General features: G+C 67.6%; 22 protein-coding genes and 5 tRNA genes. 11 read left to right on the top strand and 16 right to left on the bottom strand.

Going from position 1 to position 22,480, the window contains the following annotated elements; genetic code table 11:
- Window positions 1-43: 43 nt before the first annotated feature.
- The 4 genes from QA861_RS21250 to QA861_RS21235 all read right to left on the bottom strand — a co-directional run bounded on the left by QA861_RS21250 (window position 44) and on the right by QA861_RS21235 (window position 1,874).
- On the bottom strand, window positions 44-1,024 hold the full coding sequence (locus tag QA861_RS21250; protein WP_334589895.1) for an ABC transporter ATP-binding protein: 981 nt from the start codon (window positions 1,022-1,024) through the stop codon (window positions 44-46).
- A 140-nt stretch (window positions 1,025-1,164) separates the two neighbouring features.
- Window positions 1,165-1,240: transfer RNA gene (locus tag QA861_RS21245), tRNA-Gly, on the bottom strand.
- An 80-nt stretch (window positions 1,241-1,320) separates the two neighbouring features.
- A tRNA-Gly gene (locus QA861_RS21240) sits at window positions 1,321-1,392 on the bottom strand.
- Between the two features lie 164 nt (window positions 1,393-1,556).
- Entirely contained in the window at window positions 1,557-1,874 is a 318-nt protein-coding gene (locus tag QA861_RS21235; RefSeq protein ID WP_006377278.1) for a histone-like nucleoid-structuring protein Lsr2, read from the bottom strand.
- A 371-nt stretch (window positions 1,875-2,245) separates the two neighbouring features.
- Here QA861_RS21235 and purS point away from each other — a divergent pair, with 371 nt between their 5' ends.
- The 3 genes from purS to purL are packed head-to-tail and all read left to right on the top strand — an operon-like array spanning window position 2,246 to window position 5,441.
- Entirely contained in the window at window positions 2,246-2,509 is a 264-nt protein-coding gene (gene purS / locus QA861_RS21230; protein ID WP_006377276.1) for a phosphoribosylformylglycinamidine synthase subunit PurS, read from the top strand.
- Window positions 2,506-3,186: a phosphoribosylformylglycinamidine synthase subunit PurQ gene (gene purQ, locus QA861_RS21225; protein ID WP_334589894.1), complete on the top strand. Its 681-nt coding sequence runs from the start codon at window positions 2,506-2,508 to the stop codon at window positions 3,184-3,186. The genes purS and purQ overlap by 4 nt, the downstream gene beginning before the upstream one ends.
- Window positions 3,183-5,441: a phosphoribosylformylglycinamidine synthase subunit PurL gene (gene purL, locus QA861_RS21220; protein ID WP_334589893.1), complete on the top strand. Its 2,259-nt coding sequence runs from the start codon at window positions 3,183-3,185 to the stop codon at window positions 5,439-5,441. Before purQ ends, purL begins: the two co-directional genes overlap by 4 nt.
- Before the next feature lie 69 nt (window positions 5,442-5,510).
- Here purL and QA861_RS21215 read toward each other — a convergent pair whose 3' ends face one another.
- From QA861_RS21215 to QA861_RS21205, 3 genes are all read right to left on the bottom strand, one after another.
- A complete protein-coding gene (locus QA861_RS21215) occupies window positions 5,511-6,095 on the bottom strand; it encodes a Uma2 family endonuclease (protein ID WP_334589892.1) in 585 nt (194 codons plus the stop codon).
- A 77-nt stretch (window positions 6,096-6,172) separates the two neighbouring features.
- Window positions 6,173-6,442, bottom strand: a complete 270-nt coding sequence (locus QA861_RS21210; protein ID WP_334589891.1) for a hypothetical protein — start codon at window positions 6,440-6,442, stop codon at window positions 6,173-6,175.
- On the bottom strand, window positions 6,439-6,696 hold the full coding sequence (locus QA861_RS21205) for a hypothetical protein (protein WP_334589890.1): 258 nt from the start codon (window positions 6,694-6,696) through the stop codon (window positions 6,439-6,441). Before QA861_RS21205 ends, QA861_RS21210 begins: the two co-directional genes overlap by 4 nt.
- A gap of 212 nt (window positions 6,697-6,908) precedes the next feature.
- On the opposite strand from QA861_RS21205, the gene QA861_RS21200 reads away from it, so the two are divergent.
- Window positions 6,909-7,805 carry a helix-turn-helix domain-containing protein gene (locus QA861_RS21200; RefSeq protein WP_334589889.1) on the top strand — a complete coding sequence of 299 codons (897 nt, stop codon included), beginning with the start codon at window positions 6,909-6,911 and terminating at the stop codon, window positions 7,803-7,805.
- On the top strand, window positions 7,802-8,032 hold the full coding sequence (locus QA861_RS21195) for a DUF397 domain-containing protein (RefSeq protein ID WP_334589888.1): 231 nt from the start codon (window positions 7,802-7,804) through the stop codon (window positions 8,030-8,032). The genes QA861_RS21200 and QA861_RS21195 overlap by 4 nt, the downstream gene beginning before the upstream one ends.
- A 16-nt stretch (window positions 8,033-8,048) precedes the next feature.
- Here QA861_RS21195 and QA861_RS21190 read toward each other — a convergent pair whose 3' ends face one another.
- A complete protein-coding gene (locus QA861_RS21190; protein ID WP_334589887.1) occupies window positions 8,049-8,276 on the bottom strand; it encodes a hypothetical protein in 228 nt (75 codons plus the stop codon).
- Between the two features lie 60 nt (window positions 8,277-8,336).
- Here QA861_RS21190 and QA861_RS21185 point away from each other — a divergent pair, with 60 nt between their 5' ends.
- The 4 genes from QA861_RS21185 to purM all read left to right on the top strand — a co-directional run bounded on the left by QA861_RS21185 (window position 8,337) and on the right by purM (window position 12,842).
- A complete protein-coding gene (locus QA861_RS21185) occupies window positions 8,337-9,149 on the top strand; it encodes a maleylpyruvate isomerase family mycothiol-dependent enzyme (protein WP_334589886.1) in 813 nt (270 codons plus the stop codon).
- Between the two features lie 85 nt (window positions 9,150-9,234).
- Window positions 9,235-10,077, top strand: coding sequence for an META domain-containing protein (locus QA861_RS21180; protein WP_334589885.1), 843 nt, complete (start codon window positions 9,235-9,237; stop codon window positions 10,075-10,077).
- 94 nt (window positions 10,078-10,171) lie between these two features.
- Window positions 10,172-11,701, top strand: a complete 1,530-nt coding sequence (gene purF, locus QA861_RS21175) for an amidophosphoribosyltransferase (RefSeq protein WP_334589884.1) — start codon at window positions 10,172-10,174, stop codon at window positions 11,699-11,701.
- A 55-nt stretch (window positions 11,702-11,756) separates the two neighbouring features.
- A complete protein-coding gene (gene purM, locus QA861_RS21170; protein ID WP_334589883.1) occupies window positions 11,757-12,842 on the top strand; it encodes a phosphoribosylformylglycinamidine cyclo-ligase in 1,086 nt (361 codons plus the stop codon).
- A 246-nt stretch (window positions 12,843-13,088) separates the two neighbouring features.
- On the opposite strand, the gene QA861_RS21165 is transcribed toward purM, so the two are convergent.
- Window positions 13,089-13,352, bottom strand: a complete 264-nt coding sequence (locus QA861_RS21165) for a DUF3073 domain-containing protein (protein WP_006377274.1) — start codon at window positions 13,350-13,352, stop codon at window positions 13,089-13,091.
- A 288-nt stretch (window positions 13,353-13,640) separates the two neighbouring features.
- A complete protein-coding gene (locus QA861_RS21160) occupies window positions 13,641-14,735 on the bottom strand; it encodes a Leu/Phe/Val dehydrogenase (RefSeq protein WP_334590640.1) in 1,095 nt (364 codons plus the stop codon).
- A 232-nt stretch (window positions 14,736-14,967) separates the two neighbouring features.
- Here QA861_RS21160 and QA861_RS21155 point away from each other — a divergent pair, with 232 nt between their 5' ends.
- Both QA861_RS21155 and bldC read left to right on the top strand, forming a co-directional pair.
- Window positions 14,968-15,819 carry a DUF8083 family protein gene (locus tag QA861_RS21155; RefSeq protein WP_334589881.1) on the top strand — a complete coding sequence of 284 codons (852 nt, stop codon included), beginning with the start codon at window positions 14,968-14,970 and terminating at the stop codon, window positions 15,817-15,819.
- A gap of 512 nt (window positions 15,820-16,331) precedes the next feature.
- Window positions 16,332-16,538, top strand: a complete 207-nt coding sequence (gene bldC / locus QA861_RS21150) for a developmental transcriptional regulator BldC (protein WP_003949541.1) — start codon at window positions 16,332-16,334, stop codon at window positions 16,536-16,538.
- 480 nt (window positions 16,539-17,018) lie between these two features.
- On the opposite strand, the gene QA861_RS21145 is transcribed toward bldC, so the two are convergent.
- The 6 genes from QA861_RS21145 to QA861_RS21120 all read right to left on the bottom strand — a co-directional run bounded on the left by QA861_RS21145 (window position 17,019) and on the right by QA861_RS21120 (window position 22,411).
- Window positions 17,019-17,207: a DUF6274 family protein gene (locus QA861_RS21145; protein ID WP_334589879.1), complete on the bottom strand. Its 189-nt coding sequence runs from the start codon at window positions 17,205-17,207 to the stop codon at window positions 17,019-17,021.
- A gap of 199 nt (window positions 17,208-17,406) precedes the next feature.
- Window positions 17,407-17,481, bottom strand: a tRNA-Asp gene (locus tag QA861_RS21140).
- Window positions 17,482-17,607: 126 nt separating this feature from the next.
- Window positions 17,608-21,663, bottom strand: a complete 4,056-nt coding sequence (gene hrpA / locus QA861_RS21135; RefSeq protein ID WP_334589878.1) for an ATP-dependent RNA helicase HrpA — start codon at window positions 21,661-21,663, stop codon at window positions 17,608-17,610.
- Window positions 21,664-21,751: 88 nt separating this feature from the next.
- On the bottom strand, window positions 21,752-22,114 hold the full coding sequence (locus QA861_RS21130) for a hypothetical protein (RefSeq protein WP_334589877.1): 363 nt from the start codon (window positions 22,112-22,114) through the stop codon (window positions 21,752-21,754).
- Between the two features lie 114 nt (window positions 22,115-22,228).
- A tRNA-Phe gene (locus tag QA861_RS21125) sits at window positions 22,229-22,305 on the bottom strand.
- A gap of 31 nt (window positions 22,306-22,336) precedes the next feature.
- A tRNA-Asp gene (locus QA861_RS21120) sits at window positions 22,337-22,411 on the bottom strand.
- Between the last annotated feature and the right edge of the window lie 69 nt (window positions 22,412-22,480).

Here is a 22,480-nt window from a genome sequence, read left to right as displayed (position 1 = left end):
GCGGGACTCGTCGGAGTCGTACGACCGGTACCGGCAACCGTACTCACGCGACACGCTCCTCAGTGACATCAGTGGCAACGGAACTCTCCATGCCTGCCGACGCCTCCCGGGCGATCCGCAGAAACGCCTCCTCCAGCGAGGCCGACCGTACGTCCAGCCCCCGCAGGGTGACCCCGGCCTGCTCCGCCCACACCAGCAACCGCGTTGCCGCGCGCTGGAGTTCATGGGTACGCAGCCGTACGACGCGACCCTCCTCCTCGTATCCGCTCACGCCGAGCGAGCCGAGCGGCGGAAGGTCGCCCACGAAGTACCCCGAGGGCAGTTCGAAGGAGATCCGGGACGGCTGCGAGGCGGTCACCTCGGCAGGAGTACCGGCGACGGCGATGCGCCCCTCGTGGAGGATGGCGAGCCGGTCGGCGAGATCCTCCGCCTCCTCCAGGTAGTGCGTGGTGAGCAGCACGGTCGTACCGCCGGCGCGCAGTTCCCGTACCAACTCCCAGGTGGCGCGGCGCCCTTCGGCGTCGAGGCCGGTCGTCGGTTCGTCGAGGAACAGCACCTCGGGGTTGCCGAGAAGCGCGAGCGCGAGGTCGAGGCGCCGCCGTTCACCGCCGGACAGCTGCTTCACGCGTACGTCGGTCCGCCGCTCCAGCCCGACGAGCGCGAGGGCCTCGGCCTCGGGCCGCGCTCCGCTCGTGCATCCGGCCCACATCCGCGCGGTCTCGCCGACTGTCAGCTCGGAAGGGAAGCCGCCCTCCTGGAGCATCACACCCGTACGCGGCCGTACGACGGCCCGCTCGGTGTACGGATCATGGCCCAGCACCCGTACGCGTCCCCCGGCCGGCGGCGCCAGCCCCTCCAGCACCTCGACGGTCGACGTCTTGCCGGCGCCGTTCGTGCCCAGCAGAGCGAAGATCTCCCCGCGGCCCACGGAGAACGACACCCCGCGCACCGCCTCGAACCCGCCCCCGTACACACGCCGCAGGTCAGTGACCTCAATCACGTGTCCGTGTTCGTTGGTTTCCATGCCTTCAGCATCTCGGCCGGAAGGAGGGCAGGGCAGTGCGTGGTGTCATCACCGCACATGACAAATGTCAGACGACCGGGAACCGCAAGGCGCACACGAAGAAGACCCCGGTCCATTGGACCGGGGTCTTGATCTCGATCTGGAGCGGACGACCAGGTTCGAACTGGCGACCTCAACCTTGGCAAGGTTGCGCTCTACCAACTGAGCTACGTCCGCATTGCCTCCAGTCGGCTTTCACCGACTGGCGCGGGCACCAGCCTACCTGATCCACAAGAGTGGTCAGACCGGCAGTGCAGAGCGGGTGACAGGAATTGCACACTGCGCCTTCCCCCTGGAAGGGGGATGTTCTACTACTGAACTACACCCGCAAGCCTCCGTGGGTCCGGCCTTTCGGCCTTGCCCCTCGGCGTGTTCCAGACTCTAGCTGATCAGCGGGGGGTCAACGCAAGTCGGTTGTGCCGAGGGGCTCCTGAGGCACGACAGGGGTCCGGCCAGGGTCTGGCGGAGGCCTTGCGGAGGCCTTGCCGGGGTACTACTGGGCGGCGGTGAAGGCCTCGTACACCTTCTTGGGGATGCGCCCACGGGTCGGCACGTCGAACTTGTTGGCGAGGGCCCAGGCCCGGACCGCCGACGGGTCGGGGGCGACCTCCGTCTGCTTGTACGCCTTGCCGGAGCGCGACCGCTTGCGGCCGGCCTCCATGTACGGCTCCAGGGCCTTACGCAGTTTCTTGGCATTGGTTTGATTCAGGTCGATCTCGTACGACTTGCCGTCAAGTCCGAAGGCGATCGTTTCCGCCGCTTCCGAGCCGTCGATGTCGTCGGAGAGTGTGACCACGACGCGCTGAGCCACGAATATCGGTCCCTTCGTGCGACACCTCTGCCGCGACGTGCGAAGACGTCGGGAGGTGTCGGGAGATCTCGGTTGTCCGACTGTTATTGGGCAAAGTATCGGCTAATGCCTTTTCCTTTGTACAGTGCCCGGCATTGCAATGGGAAGACCGACTAAATCTGTCCGCGTGTCTCCCCGCAATAGACATCCTGGATGCGAACCAGGATCTTTCCCAGAATTTTTCGTGATGGCACCGCTCCGATACCGGATCGTGATGCCGTCGGTCCCGTGGTTCCGTAGATTCCTACGAATCTACCCGCGTAGAAATTTTGTACGGGTAGTCTGAAGCTACGTGTAGGAACCTGCTCAGCACCACAACACCGGGAGTGCCAGTGGCACGCGTCGTAGTCGACGTCATGCTCAAGCCGGAGATCCTCGACCCCCAGGGCCAGGCGGTGCAGCGTGCACTGCCGCGTCTCGGTTTCGAGGGCGTCTCCGACGTACGTCAGGGAAAGCGATTCGAACTGGAAGTTGACGGACCGGTGGACGACGCCGCGCTCGCCCGCATCCATGATCTTGCGGAATCCTTCCTCGCCAACACCGTGATCGAGGACTTCACCGTGAAGGTGGAGGAGATGGTGGGGGAAGAGAAGTGACTGCTCGTATTGGAGTCGTCACCTTTCCGGGTTCCCTGGACGACCGGGACACCCAGCGCGCGATCCGCCTCGCGGGTGCCGAGCCGGTTGCTCTCTGGCACAAGGACAAGGACCTGAAGCAGGTCGACGCGGTGGTTCTGCCGGGCGGATTCTCGTACGGCGACTATCTGCGCGCCGGTGCCATCTCGCGTTTCTCGCCGGTGATGGAGTCGGTCATCGAGCAGGCGAAGTCGGGCATGCCGGTTCTCGGCATCTGCAACGGCTTCCAGATCCTCACCGAGGCGCACCTCCTACCGGGCGGGATGCTCGGCAACGACCACCTGCACTTCATCTGCCGCGACCAGAAACTGCGGGTGGAGAACGCGGACACCGCCTGGACCGTCGACTACGACGCCGGTCAGGAGATCCACATCCCGCTGAAGAACATGGACGGCCGGTACGTCGCCGACGAGCGCACGCTCGACGAGCTGGAGGCGGAGGGCCGGGTCGTGTTCCGTTACATGGACTTCAACCCCAACGGCTCTCTCCGGGACATCGCCGGCATCACCAACGCCGCCGGGAACGTCGTGGGCCTCATGCCGCACCCGGAGCACGCGGTCGAGCCGCTGATCGGCAGCGGCCGTACGGACGGCCTCCCGTTCTTCACCTCGATCCTCAAGAAGCTGGTCAACGCATGAGCCGGACGCCTCTGGACACGGTCGAGCACGCGGCCGAGACCCCCGACGTCGAGCTGCCCTGGGCCGAACTCGGCATGAAGAAGGACGAGTACGAGCGGGTCGTCGAGATCCTCGGCCGCCGCCCGACCGGCGCCGAGCTGGCCATGTACTCGGTCATGTGGTCCGAGCACTGCAGCTACAAGTCGTCGAAGGTGCACCTGCGCCAGTTCGGCGAGAAGGCCCCGCAGTCCGACGCGCTGCTCGTCGGCATCGGCGAGAACGCGGGCGTCGTCGACGTCGGCCAGGGCTACGCGGTCACCTTCAAGGTCGAGTCGCACAACCACCCGTCCTACGTCGAGCCCTACCAGGGCGCGGCCACGGGCGTCGGCGGCATCGTGCGCGACATCATCGCGATGGGTGCCAGGCCGGTCGCCGTGGTCGACCCCCTGCGCTTCGGCGCGGCCGATCACCCGGACACCAAGCGTGTGCTGCCTGGTGTGGTGGCGGGCATCGGGGGCTACGGCAACTGCCTCGGGCTCCCCAACATCGGCGGCGAGGTCGTCTTCGACGCCTGCTACCAGGGGAACCCGCTGGTCAACGCCGGTGCGATCGGTGTGATGCGGCACGAGGACATTCACCTGGCGAAGGCGTCGGGCACGGGCAACAAGGTCATCCTGTACGGGGCCCGCACAGGCGGCGACGGCATCGGCGGCGCGTCGATCCTGGCGTCCGAGACCTTCGACGACGCCAAGCCCTCCAAGCGCCCCGCCGTCCAGGTCGGTGACCCCTTCCAGGAGAAGCTGCTCATCGAGTGCACCCTGGAGGCGTTCGCCGAGAAGCTGGTCGTCGGCATCCAGGACCTGGGCGCGGCGGGCCTGTCCTGCGCCACGTCCGAGCTCGCCTCGAACGGCTCGGGCGGCATGCGCGTAACCCTGGACGACGTCCCCCTCCGGGACTCGACGCTCTCTCCCGAGGAAATCCTCATGAGCGAGTCGCAGGAACGCATGTGCGCGGTGGTCGAGCCGGAGAAGGTCGACCGCTTCCTGGAGATCTGCGACAAGTGGGACGTCATCGCCACCGTGATCGGTGAGGTCACCGACGGCGACCGTCTGGAGATCTTCTGGCACGGCGGCAAGATCGTCGACGTCGACCCGCGCACCGTCGCGCACGACGGCCCGGTCTACGAGCGCCCGTACGCCCGCCCGGACTGGCAGGACGCCCTCCAGGCGGACGACGCCAACAAGCTTGCGCGGCCGGTGACTTCGGAGGACCTGAAGGCACAGGTGATGCAGCTGGTGGCCTCCCCCAATCAGGCTTCCAAGTCCTGGATCACCTCCCAGTACGACCACTTCGTGCAGGGCAACACGGTGTTGGCCCAGCCCGAGGACTCCGGGATGATCCGCATCGACGAGACGACCGGTCTGGGCGTCGCCATCGCGACGGACGGCAACGGCCGCTTCGCCAAGCTCGACCCGTACGCGGGCGCACAGTTGGCGCTGTCGGAGGCCTACCGCAACGTGGCGACGACAGGTGCGAAGCCCCTCGCCGTCTCCGACTGCCTGAACTTCGGTTCGCCCGAAGACCCGGCGGTGATGTGGCAGTTCGCGGAGGCCGTACGTGGACTCGCCGACGCCTGCCAGCAGTTGGGCACCCCGGTGACCGGCGGCAACGTCTCCCTCTACAACCAGACCGGCGACGTCGCCATCCACCCGACGCCGGTCGTCGCGGTCCTGGGCGTCATCGACGACGTGGCACGGCGGACGCCGGTCGCGTTCCAGGAGGAGGGCCAGCTGCTGTACCTCCTCGGGGACACGCGCGAGGAGTTCAGCGGCTCGGCGTGGTCGCAGGTCGTGCACGACCACCTGGGTGGCCTGCCGCCCAAGGTCGACCTGGAGCGTGAGCGCCTCCTGGCCGAGATCCTGATCTCCGCCTCCCGAGACGGCATGATCGACTCCGCGCACGACCTGTCGGACGGCGGCCTCATCCAGGCGGTCGTCGAGTCGGCGCTGCAGGGCGAGAAGGGCGCGCGTCTGGTCGTACCGGACGGACTCGACGCCTTCACCCTCCTGTTCTCGGAGTCGGCGGGCCGCGCGGTGGTCGCCGTTCCGCGCTCGGAGGAGCTGCGCTTCAACGACATGTGCGGGGCGCGGGGCCTGCCGGCGACACGGATCGGCGTCGTCGACGGCGACTCCATCGACCTCCAGGGCGAGTTCACGCTGACACTGGCTGAGCTGCGCGAAGCGCACGAGCGGACGATTCCGGCGCTGCTGGCGTAGTCGCCTTCGGCTGTACGAGGTTGAGGTCCCGTCCGGATTCGGGCGGGACCTCTTCGGCTCACCGGCCGCTTACCGCACGTAGTTCTTGAGGATCTCGGTGTCGAGCTCGATGCCGATCGGGTCCGGAAGGAGCACCTTCTCGCCGAACTTGGCGGTGTGGATGTCGCGGTAGCCGCCGACCTTCCGGTCCGGGGAACTGTGCACGGTGATGGTGCAGGAGTCCCGGTCGATCAGGAGGTACAGGGGGATCCCGGACTGGCCGTACGCGGCTGGCTTCTCGTGGCGGTCCCGCCGGTCGGTGTCGGAGTCGTAGGAGGTGACCTCGACCACCATGAGCGCTCCGTCCGGTTCGGCCCATTCGCCGTACCCCGCGAAGTGGGCCTCTGTCGTGATTACGGCATCAGGTTTCGCCCTGCCTTCCCGGTATGTCTCCACTCGGAGTCCCTGGCCCGTGTACAGGTCCAGTTCGGGCCTGGACTGCATACAGCGCTTGGTCAGCCAGGTCACGATGGTGTTGTGGTCTCCGTCTGTCACCTTCTTGACTCCGATCCGTCCGTTGATGAACTCCAACGTGACGGTCTCGGGAGCGGCGGAGGCGATTGTTTCGAACTCCTCCACCGACATCTGAGACGTGCGCTCGGCCATAACCGTCATGTTGCACCTCCTTCCAGGCGAAGGCCAGTGTTGTCCGACGTCCGGAGGGGCGGGTCGGATCTCGCTGTCGATCACACTCACGAGTGACCAGCCTCTGGTTCCCCGGCCTCCTGGCCCGCGCAGGCCGCGCACGCGTACGAGGTTCGCCCCGGCCCCGTCCCCTGGTCAACCGTGGGTAGCGCGACCAGCGGTGTGCTCGTGGGCTGTTGGCAGAGGGCGCACAGGCGGGTCCGGTGCAGGCACTCCGAGCACATGCGGCCGGTGTTCTCCAGGGTGCCGTAGCGCAGGAACGGGGCGCGGCCGACCTTGCAGATGTCGCAGAGGGGCTCGGTCTCGACGCCGGTCACGGGTTCGGCTCCGTGTCGGCCACGAGGGACTGACGCTCGGTGCAGTCGGCGAGCCGCACCCAGAGGAAGTCGCCCTCGTCGTCGCCCTTGGGGTAACCGGACCCGACCTGGACGACGACCCCCTCGAAGGGCTCGGGTGCTTCGCGCTTACGGAGAGCGGGCGGGACGTAGGCGACGCCGCGGACTCGGTCCCCTACGAGGAAGGGGCCGTCGGTGAGGGGAGTTCGCTGGGGGCGGGGTGGAGGAGCGGTCATGGGGACAACGGTTCCCTCGTTCCTGCGGCCAGACAATCGAACGAGGGAATCCCATGCGAAGTGGTATATGCCTGAAAGTCGGGAAGTACCTGCGCAGTGAGGGCTCGTACTGTCACACTCCGGGCACGGACAGTGATCTGCCCGGCACAGGGAGCCAACAGGCAGGCATCGACGTACGGTTGACCTGCTTGGCCGCGAAAGGAACGGACACGGTGGCAGCGAAGACGGGGCCGACGATTCGGCGGATGCAACTCGGCCAGGAGTTGCGGCGGTTGCGCGAGCAGGCCGAGGGAGGGGACGGCGTGGTCCGCGGCTTGACGAGGGCCCAGGCGGTCAGGGGGACCAGCGTTTCCGAATCGACCCTGCACCGCGTGGAGAAGGGACTGACCGGCCTTCCCAAGGTGCAGGACCTCAAGGAACTGCTGGATCGGTACGGGGTCACCGACCTGGACGACGTGGAGTTCCTCCTGGACGTTCACAAGAACTCGCTGAACCGGGGATGGTGGTCCCCGTATCGCACCTTCATGCCCTCCGGCTTCAACGTCAGCGTGGGACTTGAGGGAGACGCCAAGATCCTCAGGGTCTATCAGCCGGACGTCATGTTCGGGCTGTTCCAGACTGCGGCGTACGCGCGAGCCATGTTCGAGAGTGCCAAGCCGGTCGATGAGCGCAACACCGAGTTCGTCGAGCGGAACATCGAGATCCGGATGAGGCGCAAGGAGGCCATCACGCGTAGCGAACGCCCAGTCGAGGTCCACGCGATCCTCGACGAGGCTGTCCTTCAACGTGTCTACGGCGGACCGGAGGTGATGCGCGAGCAGTACGAACACTTGGCGGAACTGGCCGCGTTGGAACATGTCACGGTTCAGATCCTGCCAATGGGTCAGCCCGTCTACCGGTGCAACCAGAACTTCACCCTCATGGACTTCGAGCCGCCGCTGCCAGTCGTCGTGAGTGTCGACGGCTTCAGCTCGGTGAACGTCACGGACAAGGACACGGAGATCTGGGCGTACAGGCGCCGGTTCGACGCCATGCGGGCCGACGCGAGCGGGCCCAGGGCGACACACGAATTCTTGAAGCGAACGGCACGAGAGTTGGAACAGTCATGAGCACACATCGCAAGGCCCTCGAACTGGCGGCCAAGGAATCCTGGTTCAAGTCCTCGTACAGCGACCAAACGGGCGGCACCTGCGTAGAGGTCGCCAATCTCATCCCCACCCATGCCCTCGTAGGCGTCCGGGACTCCAAGCACCCCCAGGGCCCCGCCCTCACCCTCCCCCCGTCAGCTTTCACGGCGTTCGTATCCCACGTCCGTCAGCACGGGCCCCGCACGTAGTAGGCGAGGAGGCGCGTCAGGGTGTCCTCATGGTCGCCCTGACCAGCAGCAAGCCCCGCTGGCCATTACCCCCATGGGTCAGCCCTGGCCGCGGATCAGGGCAGCCATCCCTTCGAGAGACCGAGCCTTCCGCGCCCTCGAACTCCGCTTCGTCAGCCAGCCGGTTGAGCCACGAATCTTCGGCGTTCGCGGTGATCTGACGCAACCGCAGCCGCTGTTGTTCCTGGATGTCGATGACGACCACTTCCTGAGCGATACGAACCTGAATTCCCGGACCCCGACCCCGCCGACTACCCTCCCCGCCATGCCCCCGCCCCCCAGAAAGCCGAAGCCCCGCACCTACGACCCCGTCAAAACCCGCACCGCGATCCTCACGCAGTACGCCAACATCCGCACCGCCGTCTCCACCTTCACCCCCGACCGACTCGCCCTTCCCACCCGCCTCGGCGACTGGACGGTCCACGACCTGGCCGCGCACGTGACCATGGCCCTGGAGACCGTCAGTCGCAATCTCGACCGGGACGAGCCGCCGAAAGCCGAACTCGGCCTTCTCGACTGGCCGTTCGCCACCGCCGCCCGTGCCGCCGACATCGCCCACGGCACCCGCGACCTGGCCGCCGCCCACCCCGACCCGGATGCCCTGAACGCCCTCTACGCCCGCACCGAAGAGCGCCTCACCCAACGACTGGCCACGGCCTCCGGTGATCGCCGGCTCGCCACCCGTACCGGCGCCATGACCCTCGCCGACTACCTGGTCACCCGTACCGTCGAACTGGTCGTCCACACCGACGACCTGAACGCCGCCGTCCCCGGCCTCGACATCCCGTACGACCGTCAGGCGCTCGGCACCTGCACACGCCTCCTCGCCGACGCCCTCGCCTCCAAGGCCCCCGGCGGCTCGACGGAGGTCCGCATCCCGCCGTACGCCGTGGTGCAGTGCGTCGAAGGCCCGAGGCACACCCGTGGCACCCCGCCCAACGTCGTCGAGACCGACCCGCTGACCTGGATCCGCCTGGCCACCGGCCGGGTCCAGTGGGCCGACGCCCTCGACAACGCCCAGGTCAGCGCGAGCGGCGAACGCGCCGACCTCGGAGCGCTGCTGCCCCTGATGGCCTGACGGCAGCCCCGTACGCGGAATCCGCAGCCTCCTCCGAAAAGCAGCCGGACGGGAACCGCCCACCCACCCCTTCCGTCCCACCGGCATGAAAAAGCAGCGACTGACGAGCGTGAGCCTCAGCCTCCTGACCCTGGCCGTCCTCCCCCTCGCCGCGGCCTGTGGCAGCGAGAAGGACGGCGGCAGCCAGACGGTCGGGTCAGGAAAGGGGACGGCCGCGGGAACATCCGAGGTCACCGGCGTCCACTGGAGCGTCGACGATCTCACCGTCGACGGGAAGAAGAGTGCCGCGCCCGCCGGCGCCTACCTCCAGATCGAGAAGAACGGCGAGGTCAGCGGCAATTACGGCTGCAACAGCTTCGGGGCCACCGCCAAGGTCGACGGTGACGCCATCAACCTCGGACAGGCTCGCTCTACGGACATGGCCTGTATCGGTGATCGGATGACCTTCGAGAATTCCTTCTCCAAGGCGCTCACCGGCGGCACCCTCACCGCCCAGGTCAAGGTTGACGGTGAGGAGCAGCTCACCCTCACCACCAAGGCCGGCGCCACCATCCACCTCACCGAGGAGAAGGCCGCCCCCCTCTACGGCACCAAGTGGACGGTCACGACGGTCAGCGAGACCGGCGCCGACACCGTCAGCCCGCTGCCCTCCGGCGCCGACACCTACCTCGTCTTCGACCAGAAGAAGGGGACCGTCAGCGGCAAGGCTGGCTGCAACAACGTTTCTGCTGAGGCGACGGTGAGCGACGGCTCTATCACTTTCGGCAGTCCGGCGACCACCCGAAGGATGTGCGACGCCTCACTCATGAAGGCCGAGAAGAGCTTCCTGAAACTGTTCGACGGCAGGACGACGTACAAGATCGATCAGCGGTCCCTCTCTCTGACCAGCGCAAACGGGACCACCGCCAGCGCGACAGTCGCCGATTGAGCTCCTACCGCAGTCCAGGACCCTCCGGCGCCCGCGTGTCACAGTCGCATTCCCTAATTCGGACCAGTGGTCGATCTCGCCTACACTCGGTGGCGTGCCACGTGGTGACGGTCGACTCAGTCATGATCTGCTCCCCGGCGAGAAAGGCCCCCAGGACGCTTGCGGCGTCTTCGGGGTCTGGGCCCCCGGCGAAGAGGTCGCCAAGCTCACTTACTTCGGGCTCTACGCCCTGCAGCATCGAGGCCAGGAATCCGCCGGTATCGCGGTGAGCAACGGCTCGAAGATCCTTGTCTTCAAGGACATGGGTCTTGTCTCCCAGGTCTTCGACGAGACGTCGCTCGGCGCGCTCAAGGGTCATATAGCGGTCGGTCACGCCCGCTACTCGACCACCGGCGCCTCCACCTGGGAGAACGCCCAGCCGACGTTCCGCGCGACCGGCCACGGCTCCATCGCCCTCGGCCACAACGGCAACCTCGTCAACACGGCGCAGCTCGCCGAGATGGTCGCCGACCTGCCCAAGCAGCACGACGGCCGCACTCCGCGCGTCGCGGCGACCAACGACACCGATCTGCTGACGGCCCTGCTGGCCGCGCAGACCGACGACGAGGGCGAGCCGCTGACCATCGAGGACGCCTCCGCGCGCATCCTCCCGCAGGTCCAGGGCGCCTTCTCCCTCGTCTTCATGGACGAGCACACGCTGTACGCCGCCCGCGACCCGCAGGGCATCCGCCCGCTGGTCCTGGGCCGGCTGGAGCGCGGCTGGGTCGTCGCCTCCGAGTCCGCCGCCCTCGACATCTGCGGCGCCGCCTATGTGCGCGAGATCGAGCCGGGCGAGTTCGTCGCCATCGACGAGAACGGTCTGCGTACCTCACGATTCGCGGAAGCGAAGCCCAAGGGCTGCGTCTTCGAGTACGTGTACCTCGCCCGCCCGGACACCGACATCGCCGGCCGGAACGTGTACCTCTCCCGCGTCGAGATGGGCCGGAAACTCGCCAAGGAAGCCCCTGTCGAGGCCGACCTGGTGATAGCGACCCCGGAATCCGGCACCCCGGCCGCCATCGGTTACGCCGAAGCCTCCGGAATCCCGTTCGGGGCCGGACTGGTCAAGAACGCCTATGTCGGACGTACGTTCATCCAGCCCTCCCAGACGATCCGGCAGCTCGGTATCCGGCTGAAGCTGAACCCGCTGAAGGAAGTCATCAAGGGCAAGCGTCTGGTCGTCGTCGACGACTCGATCGTGCGCGGCAACACCCAGCGCGCCCTCGTGCGCATGCTCCGGGAGGCCGGCGCGGCGGAGGTCCACATCCGGATCTCCTCGCCCCCGGTGAAGTGGCCCTGCTTCTTCGGCATCGACTTCGCCACCCGCGCCGAGCTCATCGCCAACGGCATGACCATCGACGAGATCGGCACCTCGCTCGGCGCCGACTCCCTCTCGTACATCTCCCTGGACGGCATGATCGAGGCGACCACCATCGCCAAGCCGAACCTGTGCCGTGCCTGCTTCGACGGCGAGTACCCGATGGACCTTCCGGATCCCGAACTGCTCGGCAAGCAGCTCCTGGAGACCGAGCTGGCCGCAGGGCCCGCCGCCACGGCCGCGGCCGACGCGATCCGCCGCCCGTAAGCGCTGCTCCGGCAGTCCTGCTCCTGCTTCACACCAACCTGAAAGATCCCAGGCAATGTCTGCGACCAACTCTGCCTCCGGCGCTTCCTACGCGGCCGCCGGCGTCGACATCGAAGCGGGCGACCGCGCCGTCGAGCTGATGAAGGAGTGGGTGAAGAAGACCCAGCGCCCGGAAGTCGCGGGCCTCGGCGGCCTCGGCGGCTTCGCCGGCCTCTTCGACGCCTCCGCCCTCAAGCGCTTCGAGCGCCCGCTGCTCGCCTCCGCGACGGACGGCGTCGGCACGAAGGTCGACATCGCCCGGCAGCTCGGCGTGTACGACACCATCGGCCACGACCTGGTCGCCATGGTCATGGACGACATCGTGGTGTGCGGCGCCGAGCCGCTGTTCATGACCGACTACATCTGCGTCGGCAAGGTTCACCCCGAGCGTGTCGCGGCGATCGTCAAGGGCATCGCGGAGGGCTGCGTACTGGCCGGCTGCGCCCTGGTCGGCGGCGAGACGGCCGAACACCCCGGTCTGCTGGGCCCGGACGACTTCGACGTCGCCGGCGCCGGTACGGGCGTCGTGGAGGCCGACCGGTTGCTCGGCGCGGATCGTATCCGTACGGGTGACGCGGTGATCGCCATGGCGGCCTCCGGGCTTCACTCGAACGGGTACTCGCTCGTCCGGCATGTGCTGCTGAAGCAGGGCGGGCTGGCCCTGGACGCGCACATCGAGGAGTTCGGGCGCACCCTCGGCGAGGAACTGCTCGTCCCCACCAAGATCTACTCGCTGGACTGCCTGGCCCTCATGCGGACCACCGACGTGCACGCCTACTCGCACATCACCGGCGGCGGTCTGGCCGCCAACCTGGCCCGGGTGATCCCGGACGGCCTGCACGCGATCGTCGACCGCTCCACCTGGACCCCGGCCCCGGTCTTCGACCTCGTCGGGAAGACGGGTTCCGTCGAGCGCCTGGAGCTGGAGAAGACGCTGAACATGGGCGTCGGCATGATCGCGATCGTCCCGGAGGACTCGGCGGACGCAGCCCTGGCCACCCTGGCGGACCGAGGCGTAGAAGCCTGGGTAGCAGGCGAGATCACCGACCGAGACAACCACACCACAGGCGCAGAACTGACCGGCAACTACGCAACCAACTAGCCCCGAGAAGGCGGCGCAGCCGCCTCGAAGGGGCGCGAGGAACGGCGCGAGAAACCACAACGCGCCGACACCCGCAAAACCACAGCACCCCCCGAGCCACTAGGCGCCCTGCCCAACCCAGCGGAGCGGCAACGCACGAAACCCGGTCCGGCGCCAGATGGCCCGGACCGGGTGAGGTGCAGCTGCTGCCGTACAGGAACCGTGAAACCCGTTACCTGTCAGGCGCGCCGCAGCAGACGTAAGACGTCAAGCTCCACGGCGTTGTTGGGACGAGGGACCGGAGGCTTGTCCGTCCTCGTCCTCATCATCGTCGTTGTATCGATCCGCGTACTGAGCGTACGGGTCGTCTTCTTCCTCGTCGTCGTCCTCGAACGGCTCGCCATTCGGCGGCTGGCTCGAAGTCGAAGCGCCCAGCTCATTGGCCAGGCGCGAGAGGTCAGTCCCGCCGCTGCTGTACTTCAGCTGGCGGGCGACCTTCGTCTGCTTGGCCTTTGCCCGGCCGCGCCCCATGGCTCGACCCCCTCGGATACGGGGCTCGATGGCCCCAGAGTCTTGACACCCGTTCATGTTCTGGAACGGGCTCTCCGTAGAGAGACCGGTCCGTAGGGCTTCCACGGTACCTGAGCCCACGCCTATACGGTACGTCGCCCGCAGGACGTGGCGGCGCTCAGGACCCGCGAGGTGCCCTGTCCCCGCTGGTCAACCGCGATTTTAACCACTTCTTGGTGGCCGACCCGCCGACGGGGGTGAGAGTTCTCTCCAACACCCCGTCGGCCGGTACCTCCGCACCCGGTCCGGCTACGGCCTCCGGCGGGCCTCCGCCATCCGCTGCTCGGCGATCCGGTCGGCCGCGGCGGCCGGCGGAATCCCGTCTGCCTTCGCACGTGCGAATATGGCCAGCGTGGTGTCGTAGATCTTCGCAGCCTTGGCCTTGCACCGTTCGAAGTCGAACCCGCGCAGTTCGTCGGCCACCTGGATCACGCCACCGGCGTTCACGACGTAGTCGGGCGCGTAGAGGATCCCGCGGTCCGCGAGGTCCTTCTCGACGCCCGAGTGCGAGAGCTGGTTGTTGGCCGCCCCGCACACCACCTTGGCGGTCAGCTTGGGCACAGTGACGTCGTTCAGGGCTCCGCCGAGCGCGCAGGGGGCGTAGATGTCGAGGCCCTCGATCTCGATCAGGCGTTCCGTGTCCGCGACCACACCCACGGACGGGTCCTGGTCGGCGATGCGCCACACAGCGTCCTGCCGTACGTCCGTGATCACGACTGTGGCGCCGTCATCGCGCAGATGGCGCACCAGGTGGTGGCCGACCTTGCCGACGCCCGCGATACCGACCAGGCGCCCGCGCAGCGACGGGTCGCCCCACAGGTGCTGGGCGGAGGCCCGCATGCCCTGGTAGACGCCGAAGGCGGTCAGCACGGACGAGTCGCCCGCGCCGCCGTTCTCCGGGGACCGCCCGGTCGTCCAGCGGCACTCGCGCGCGACCACGTCCATGTCGGCCACATACGTACCGACGTCACACGCGGTGACGTACCGCCCGCCGAGCGAGGCCACGAACCGGCCGTACGCGAGGAGGAGTTCCTCGCTCTTGACGATGTCCGGATCGCCGATGATCACGGCCTTGCCGCCACCGTGGTCGAGACCGGCCATGGCGTTCTTGTACGACATCCCGCGCGCGAGGTTCAGCGCGTCGGCGACGGCCTCCGCCTCGCTCGCGTACGGGTAGAAGCGCGTACCGCCGAGCGCGGGGCCCAGGGCGGTGGAGTGGATGGCGATCACGGCTTTGAGGCCGGTGGCCCGATCCTGGCAGAGCACGACTTGCTCATGACCCCCCTGCTCCGAGTGGAACAGGGTGTGCAGTACATCAGCAGGCGCGCCGGTTACGTCGGTCACTGTGGTGACTCCAGGGAAGTAGCGGCGGTTGGGGCTGGAGCCCGTACGGGTGGCGGCCTCCGTGGGCATGAGGGTAGAGCTCCTCCCTGGTCCGCGTATGCCAACCGCCCCCGCAGTGCCGAGGATCACCCACCGGTGACGTGGGCCGGTACGACGGTTTGCATAATTTTCCCGTGCTGCACTGTGCTGGTTACGCGGTTTTCCCTGGTCGTCCAGAGGGGAGGGAGCAGGCGTGCCCAAGGTGTCCTCGGTGATCGTCCCGTACGCGTCCTACTTGCGCGTCTACGAGCCGCTGGCGGCCTTCCCGGAGCCGGAGCGCAGCCACTGGGCGCGCTACGCCCGGCGGCCCGACCGGCCCTCGTACCAGGACGAACTACGGCGCTCCCTGGCCGACTTGCTGCCCGTCCCGCCGGTCGCGGTGCCGGTGCACGAGAGCGCCGACGCGTTCGTGACCGAGGTCGAGGGGGTGCTGTGCGTCTGCCCCTGGCGCACCAGGCTGCGCGGCTGGCAGGCGCTGGGTGGGCTGGGGGAGGAACTGCCGCTGCCGCTCCTGGACGCCGCTCTGCCGCCCCTCGTACGCCATCAGGCCACCCAGGACTACGAGCGCTGGCTGAGCCGCAACCCGGACGCCCGCCCGTGGATCCGTACGGCGACCTGGCAGGTGCCGCTCAACTGGTTCGTGCTCGTGACCGACGAGGAGCGCGAGTACGACAAGGGCTCGGGGGCCGCCGGGGGCGCGGCGCCCGTGCTGCGTTACCGGACGCCCATGGTGCAGGCGCGGCGGCGTGTGGCGCGCGGGCTGCGCACCCTGCGTGACGCCCTCGACGAGGGGCCGCTGATCGACGGGCTGCTGGACGTGGGGCGGTGGCTGGAGGAGTTCCACCCGAGGTCGCTGGTCGAGCTGGACTACGGCGGGCTGGTGCATGTGCTGCCGGCCGGTGATCTGGCCGGCGACCACTCGGCGGCGGACGTGGCCGCCGGGATCGAGGCGCTGCGCGACGGGGACGGCGAGGCGGCCGGGGAGGCGTACGGGCGGCTCGTGGAGCGGTGGCAGTCGGTGCGGGACCGGAGGTCGGCGAACTGACAGTTCGTCAAAAAAAGACTCCCTGGAACGTGAGTTCCATTTCTGTGGGACGCTCTTGGGGCTGCCGTGGGACGTAGGTCCCGATCCGGGCGTTTGTGTCAAGCGTGACGGACCGCACGTACAGGTGGCTTGCCTTCCTTGCCCCTCCTCGTGCCAAAATAGGACAAGGAGTCCGGGGGAGGCTCTATCTGCCCAGCTTTGGGTGGAATCTCAGCATTGCACGCTATGGGGGGTCTCGTGACTCCCGATCGCCACTGTGACTGATCGTCACAGTGGCGTGACTGTCCGCTATGGCATGGTCCATCGGCTTCCGTCGCTGATGGCCGCCTGGGAGGGCAATTCCGTCGGTTTGGCCTACGCGGTTGGACAGATGGTGTAGTTGTAGTGCCGAGGACAAGCCGTTCGTCCTATAACCGACTCGACCCGCATCCGCCATTTCGGGCAACGCGGGTCAAGGTGCAGAATTTAGAGGAATGAACCGAGAAGGTTCGGTTCTCCCGAGGAGGCCGCTCATGACCGCTCGCACCCCTGATGCCGAGCCGCTGCTGACCCCGGCTGAGGTCGCCACCATGTTCCGTGTTGACCCCAAGACGGTGACGCGGTGGGCGAAGGCCGGCAAGCTCACGTCCATTCGCACGCTCGGCGGACATCGCCGTTACCGCGAGGCCGAGGTCCGCGCCCTGCTTGCGGGCATTCCGCAGCAGCGCAGCGAGGCCTGACCAACTGAATAGTCGGACGTGTCGGCAGGTCCCCCAACTATCGGCCGAGCCGTTCGACTGGCAACACCGGAAGCACCAGCAACACCCGCACCATCAGAGTCACCAGAGTCACCTGCTCCATCAGCTTGATCGTTGACCGCTCGAAGCGACGCGGGTCCTGCCCCAACAGGCCCCACGCCCAACGCAGTTCCACCGGTTCCACAGCTTCAAGGGCGCGTCGTAGAGATCGCGCTGGACTCCGCCGGGTCCAGCGCGATCTTTTTTTGTGCCCCTGGGTGGGGTGGCACGGGGTGCTGTGAGCGGGCTTGTTGGACTCTGGGGAGGGGTGTCGGATCTGCTGTGGGGCCTGTCCGGGGACTGGTGCAATTGCACATATTAAATTGACCAGTTGTAGGAGACCGGTAAGAACCCACATTTCGAAAACTCATGCAGTGACACCCGTCACATGCCGCGCGCCTTGTTGACGCTGCGGCACAGGTGTTAGAGGGAACCGCTGTTGGCACCCGGTGTCTCGTCGGCCTCGGTGTCCGCGTCGCAGCGCTCCATGGCGAGCCGCTCCAGCCGGTGGCAGATCGGACAGTGCCCCGTGAGATGCCGGTACCCGCTCGCGGCCGCCAGATGTGCCCGAAGCAGAGCACGCGTCTCGTGCCGTCGCGCGGTCGCCGCCATACGCCACCTCCGGAAGGGGGACAGGGCATCGAAGGCCCTGCTTTCTGGGTACCGGGGGAGGGCGGCGCCGTCAATACGGCGGCAACGCGAGAGGGCCCGAGTCATGAGACTCGGGCCCTCTCGTACATCACTCGCGGTCCTGACGGGGGCACGAAGAAGGCCCGCGTCCGTTGCCGGATGCGGGCCTTCTTCTTTGCTGCGGTCCTGACGGGATTTGAACCCGCGGCCTCCACCTTGACAGGGTGGCGAGCACTCCAAACTGCTCCACAGGACCAGGTTTCGCGGCACTTGATGTTGCGCTGTGCTGCGAAAAGAGACTGTACAGGAGGGTGAGCCCCGGAGCGAACTCACCCACCGTACCGACCCCGTTACGGCTTCGGTGGCCGTTTTGCGGGGTTTTCTACGGAGCCTGTGCGTCGATCGCCTTCACGATCCGCTTGTCCGACACCGGGTAGGCCGTGCCCAGCGCGTGCGCGAAGTAGCTGACGCGGAGTTCCTCGATCATCCAGCGGATGTCCAGCACCGCCGACGGCACCGGGCGGCCCTGCGGCAGCTGCTCCAGCAGCCACGCGTACTCGTCCTGCATCTCGTGCACCTTCTCCATGCGGGTGGTGTCCCGCTGGACGTTGGTGGGCATCTGCTGCAGGCGCCGGTCCACGGCGACGAGGTAGCGCATCAGGTCGGGCAGCCGACGCAGGCCGGCCGCGGTCACGAAGCCGGGCCGTACGAGGCCGTCCAGCTGCCTGCGTACGTCCGTCAGGTTCGGGAGGAGCACGGCGCTGCGTACGCCCTTCAGACGGCGCTCACAGGCCTGCCAGGCGGCCAGCACCTGCTGCACCTGGTTGACCGTACGGACCGTCGTGTCGACGATCTCCGCGCGCACCTTGTCGTACAGCTTCCGGTGCGACTCCTCGTCCCACGCCGGGCCCCCCAGATCGGCGATCAGCTTGTCGGCCGCGGCCATCGCGCAGTCGTCGAACAGGGCCTGGATCGAACCGTGCGGATTCGCCGACAGCGCGAGCTTCTGAACATTCGTCAACTTCTCGGACGCGAACTTCGCTGGATTGACCGGGATGTTGCGCAGAATGAGCCGCCGGGTGCCCTTCCACATCGCCTGCTGCTGCTCGGCCTCGGTGTCGAAGAGGCGTACGGAGACGGTGTCGCCGTCGTCGACCAGCGCCGGGTACGCCTTGACCGGCTGACCGGCTCTGCGTGTCTCGAAGAGGGGCGTCAGGGTGCCGATCGACCAGTCCGTCAGGCCGGTGCGCTCCAGGGACTCACCGCCGGCGCGCTCGGCGGTAGCCGCCGCGGCCTGGGAGATGGCCTTGCGGGCCTTCGGCTTGAGCCTGAGACGCAGGACCTCCAGGTCCTTGTCCTCGTCCAGCTTGCGCCGCCGCTCGTCGACGATCCGGAAGGTGATCCGGAGGTGGTCCGGGATGCGGTCCCAGTCGAAGTCGTCGGCGGTGAACGGGACTCCGACCATGCGCTTCAACTCGCGGGCCATGGTGACCGTCAGAGGCTCCTGGAGGGGCGTCGAGGAGTCCAGGAAGCGCTTGGCGAAGTTGGGGGCCGGGACGTAGTGGCGGCGGATCGGCTTGGGGAGGGAGCGGATGAGCTCCGTCACCAACTCCTCGCGCAGGCCCGGGATCTGCCAGTCGAAGTTCTCGTCCGTGACCTGGTTCAGCACCTGGAGCGGGACGTGAACGGTCACACCGTCGGCGTCCGCGCCCGGCTCGAACTGGTACGTCACCCGGAACTTGAGCGGTCCCTGATGCCAGGCGTCCGGATAGTCGTCCTTGCTGACGTCCCCGGCGCGCTCGTTGATGAGCATCGCCCGCTCGAAGTCGAGGAGTTCGGGCTCCTCATGCCGCTTGTGCTTCCACCAGGAGTCGAAGTGGGCGCCGGACACCACGTGTTCGGGGACGCGCTCGTCGTAGAAGTCGTAGAGCGTCTCGTCGTCGACCAGGATGTCCCGGCGCCGGGCCCGGTGTTCCAGCTCCTCGACCTCGGTGAGGAGCCGGCGGTTGTCGGCGAAGAACTTGTGGTGCGTCCGCCAGTCGCCCTCGACCAGCGCGTTCCGGATGAACAGCTCACGGGACGCCTCCGGGTCGATACGCCCGTAGTTCACCTTCCGCTGGGCGACGATCGGTACGCCGTACAGCGTCACCTTCTCGTACGCCATCACCGCGGCCTGGTCCTTCTCCCAGTGCGGCTCGCTGTAGGTGCGCTTGAGGAGGTGCTCGGCGAGGGGCTCGACCCACTCCGGCTCGATGCGGGCGTTGACGCGGGCCCACAGGCGGGACGTCTCGACGAGTTCCGCCGACATCACGAACCGCGGGGGCTTCTTGAAGAGGGCGGAGCCGGGGAAGATCGCGAACTTGGCGTTGCGGGCGCCGACGTACTCGTTCTTGCCGGAGCTGTTGCGGGGGCTGTCGCCGGTTGTCGTGGACGCTCCGGCTGTGCCGCTGGTGGACTTCGGTACGTCCTTCATCCCGATGTGGGAGAGGAGCCCGGCCAGGAGGGAGACGTGGACGCTCTGCTCGGGGGCGTCGTCCTCGTTGGGGTGGATGCCCATCTGGCGTGCCACGGTACGGAGTTGGGTGTAGATGTCCTGCCACTCGCGGATCCGCAGGAAGTTCAGGTACTCCTGCTTGCACATCCGCCGGAACGACGACGAGCCCCGCTCCTTCTGCTGCTCACGGACATACCGCCACAGGTTGAGCAGGGCGAGGAAGTCGGACGTCTCGTCCTTGAAGCGGGCGTGCTGCTGGTCGGCCTGTGCCTGCTTCTCGACGGGGCGCTCGCGCGGGTCCTGGATGGAGAGCGCGGCGGCGATCACCATGACCTCGCGGACACAGCCGTTCTTGTCGGCCTCCAGGACCATCCGGGCCAGCCGGGGGTCGACGGGCAGCTGCGCGAGCTTGCGGCCGGTGTCGGTGAGCCGTCTGCGGGGGTCCTTCTCGGTGGGGTCGAGGGCGTTGAGCTCCTGGAGGAGCTGGACGCCGTCGCGGATGTTGCGGTGGTCCGGCGGGTCGATGAAGGGGAACTTCTCGATGTCGCCCAGACCGGCGGCGGTCATCTGGAGGATGACGGAGGCGAGGTTCGTCCGCAGGATCTCGGCATCCGTGAACTCCGGGCGGGACTCGAAGTCGTCCTCGCTGAAGAGCCGGATGCAGATACCGTCCGACGTACGGCCGCAGCGGCCCTTGCGCTGGTTGGCGCTGGCCTGGGAGATCGCCTCGATGGGCAGCCGCTGGACCTTGGTGCGGTGGCTGTAGCGGGAGATACGGGCGAAGCCGGGGTCGATGACGTACTTGATGCCCGGCACGGTGAGCGAGGTCTCGGCGACGTTGGTCGCCAGAACGATCCTGCGGCCCGTGTGCTTCTGGAAGACGCGGTGCTGCTCGGCGTGCGAGAGCCGGGCGTACAGGGGCAGGACCTCGGTGAACCGGTAGTTCCTCTTGGTGATCGCGTCCGCCGTGTCGCGGATCTCGCGCTCGCCGGAGAGGAAGACGAGGATGTCGCCCTTGCCCTCGCCCTGGAGTTCCTCGACGGCGTCGCAGATCGCGGTGATCTGGTCGCGGTCGGAGTCGTCGCTGTCCTCTTCGAGGAGCGGGCGGTAGCGGACCTCGACGGGATACGTACGGCCGCTGACCTCGACGATCGGGGCGTCCCCGAAGTGCCGGGAGAAGCGCTCGGGGTCGATGGTCGCCGAGGTGATGACGACCTTCAGGTCCGGGCGCTGGGGGAGGAGCTGGGCGAGGTAGCCGAGCAGGAAGTCGATGTTGAGAGACCGCTCGTGGGCCTCGTCGATGATGATCGTGTCGTAGGCGCGCAGCTCGCGGTCGGTCTGGATCTCGGCGAGGAGGATGCCGTCCGTCATCAGCTTGATGACCGTCGCGTCCTGGTTCACCTGGTCGGTGAACCGGACCTTCCAGCCGACGGCCTCACCGAGAGGCGTGTCCAGCTCCTCGGCGACCCGCTCGGCGACCGTACGGGCGGCGATACGACGGGGCTGTGTGTGCCCGATCATGCCGCGTACGCCCCGGCCGAGTTCGACGCAGATCTTGGGGATCTGGGTGGTCTTCCCGGACCCCGTCTCGCCGGCCACGATGACGACCTGGTGGTCGCGGATGGCGGCGGCGATCTCGTCCTTCCTCTGGCTGACGGGCAGCTGCTCGGGGTAGCTGACCGCCGGGACCCGGCTGCGCCGCTCGGCCATCCGTAGCTCGGCCTTCGCGACCTCCGCCTCGATCTCGGCGAGGACGGCGGCGCGGGCTTCCGGCTTGCGGATCCTGCGCGCGCCTTCGAGCCTGCGCCCGAGCCGGTGCGCGTCGCGCAGGGACAGCTCGGTCAGGCGGGGGGCGAGATCGCCGAGGGCGGGGGCGCCGGGAGTGGACCCGGTGGCGCTGACGCCGGGGCCGTGGCCGGGGGCGGAGGCAGGATGCGTAGACATACGCGGTCCAGGATCTCACCTCGGCCAAATTACTGGCGAACCCTTTTGTCGCCGGCCCCGCTTCGGCCCGAGCGGCACTGCCCTGTCCTCAGTCGCCGGACGGGCCGACCGGACTTACCGGGCTGACTGGACTGGCCTGCTGCGGTACCGGCGCCACGGGAGCTGCCGGGGGCATCGTGCGGGCGCTCGTGTCGCCCAGCGCGATCGACTTCGCGGTGTTGGACACCGCCTTGATGCTCAGATAGGCCGTCGTCATCGTGCTGACTGCCGTGAACGCCGAGGTCAGGACGCCCACGATCACGGCCGAGTCACCGTGCAGACGCCACACGCCGAAGATCGCCACTCCGGCTATCGCGACGTTGCTGATGACCACCGCCAGGAGTCCGTACAGCGCACGGCTCTTCTCCAGCCCGTCATGACCCTGCTCGGCCTTCGCCCCGCCCCGAACCATCGTCCCTGCCCCACCTCGTACGTTCTGCGGACCAGCCAGAACGTAGCGCCGCCCGCATCGTCTGCCAAGCGTGAGCACGACAAAGACCCCGTCCAAACGGACGGGGTCTTCGGGTGGTGGCTGGGGCCGGGATCGAACCGGCGACCTATCGCTTTTCAGGCGATCGCTCGTACCAACTGAGCTACCCAGCCACGAGGTTTCACGTGAAACATGCAACCTCAGCGGTCCTGACGGGATTTGAACCCGCGGCCTCCACCTTGACAGGGTGGCGAGCACTCCAAACTGCTCCACAGGACCTTGCTGTTGTGCGCGACGTAAGTCTCGCACACCGTGTCGTGTGCTCCCAACGGGATTTCCCGTCGTGAA

The sequence above is a fragment of the Streptomyces sp. B21-083 genome (genome assembly GCF_036898825.1).
GTDB lineage: Bacteria > Actinomycetota > Actinomycetes > Streptomycetales > Streptomycetaceae > Streptomyces.
Note: the sequence above shows the minus strand (reverse complement) of the source record. Positions and strands in the feature narration are given on the sequence as shown.

What these genes read in the sequence shown, in the direction of transcription:
- purM (WP_334589883.1), top strand. Translation starts at nt 11,757, where the DNA reads ATGTCTGCGACCAACTCTGCCTCCGGCGCTTCCTACGCGGCCGCCGGC.
- QA861_RS21215 (WP_334589892.1), bottom strand. Translation starts at nt 6,095, where the DNA reads ATGACGGTTATGGCCGAGCGCACGTCTCAGATGTCGGTGGAGGAGTTC.
- QA861_RS21250 (WP_334589895.1), bottom strand. Translation starts at nt 1,024, where the DNA reads ATGGAAACCAACGAACACGGACACGTGATTGAGGTCACTGACCTGCGG.
- QA861_RS21185 (WP_334589886.1), top strand. Translation starts at nt 8,337, where the DNA reads ATGCCCCCGCCCCCCAGAAAGCCGAAGCCCCGCACCTACGACCCCGTC.
- QA861_RS21205 (WP_334589890.1), bottom strand. Translation starts at nt 6,696, where the DNA reads ATGACCGCTCCTCCACCCCGCCCCCAGCGAACTCCCCTCACCGACGGC.
- QA861_RS21130 (WP_334589877.1), bottom strand. Translation starts at nt 22,114, where the DNA reads ATGGTTCGGGGCGGGGCGAAGGCCGAGCAGGGTCATGACGGGCTGGAG.
- purL (WP_334589893.1), top strand. Translation starts at nt 3,183, where the DNA reads ATGAGCCGGACGCCTCTGGACACGGTCGAGCACGCGGCCGAGACCCCC.
- QA861_RS21145 (WP_334589879.1), bottom strand. Translation starts at nt 17,207, where the DNA reads ATGGCGGCGACCGCGCGACGGCACGAGACGCGTGCTCTGCTTCGGGCA.
- hrpA (WP_334589878.1), bottom strand. Translation starts at nt 21,663, where the DNA reads ATGTCTACGCATCCTGCCTCCGCCCCCGGCCACGGCCCCGGCGTCAGC.
- QA861_RS21180 (WP_334589885.1), top strand. Translation starts at nt 9,235, where the DNA reads ATGAAAAAGCAGCGACTGACGAGCGTGAGCCTCAGCCTCCTGACCCTG.
- QA861_RS21165 (WP_006377274.1), bottom strand. Translation starts at nt 13,352, where the DNA reads ATGGGGCGCGGCCGGGCAAAGGCCAAGCAGACGAAGGTCGCCCGCCAG.
- bldC (WP_003949541.1), top strand. Translation starts at nt 16,332, where the DNA reads ATGACCGCTCGCACCCCTGATGCCGAGCCGCTGCTGACCCCGGCTGAG.
- QA861_RS21195 (WP_334589888.1), top strand. Translation starts at nt 7,802, where the DNA reads ATGAGCACACATCGCAAGGCCCTCGAACTGGCGGCCAAGGAATCCTGG.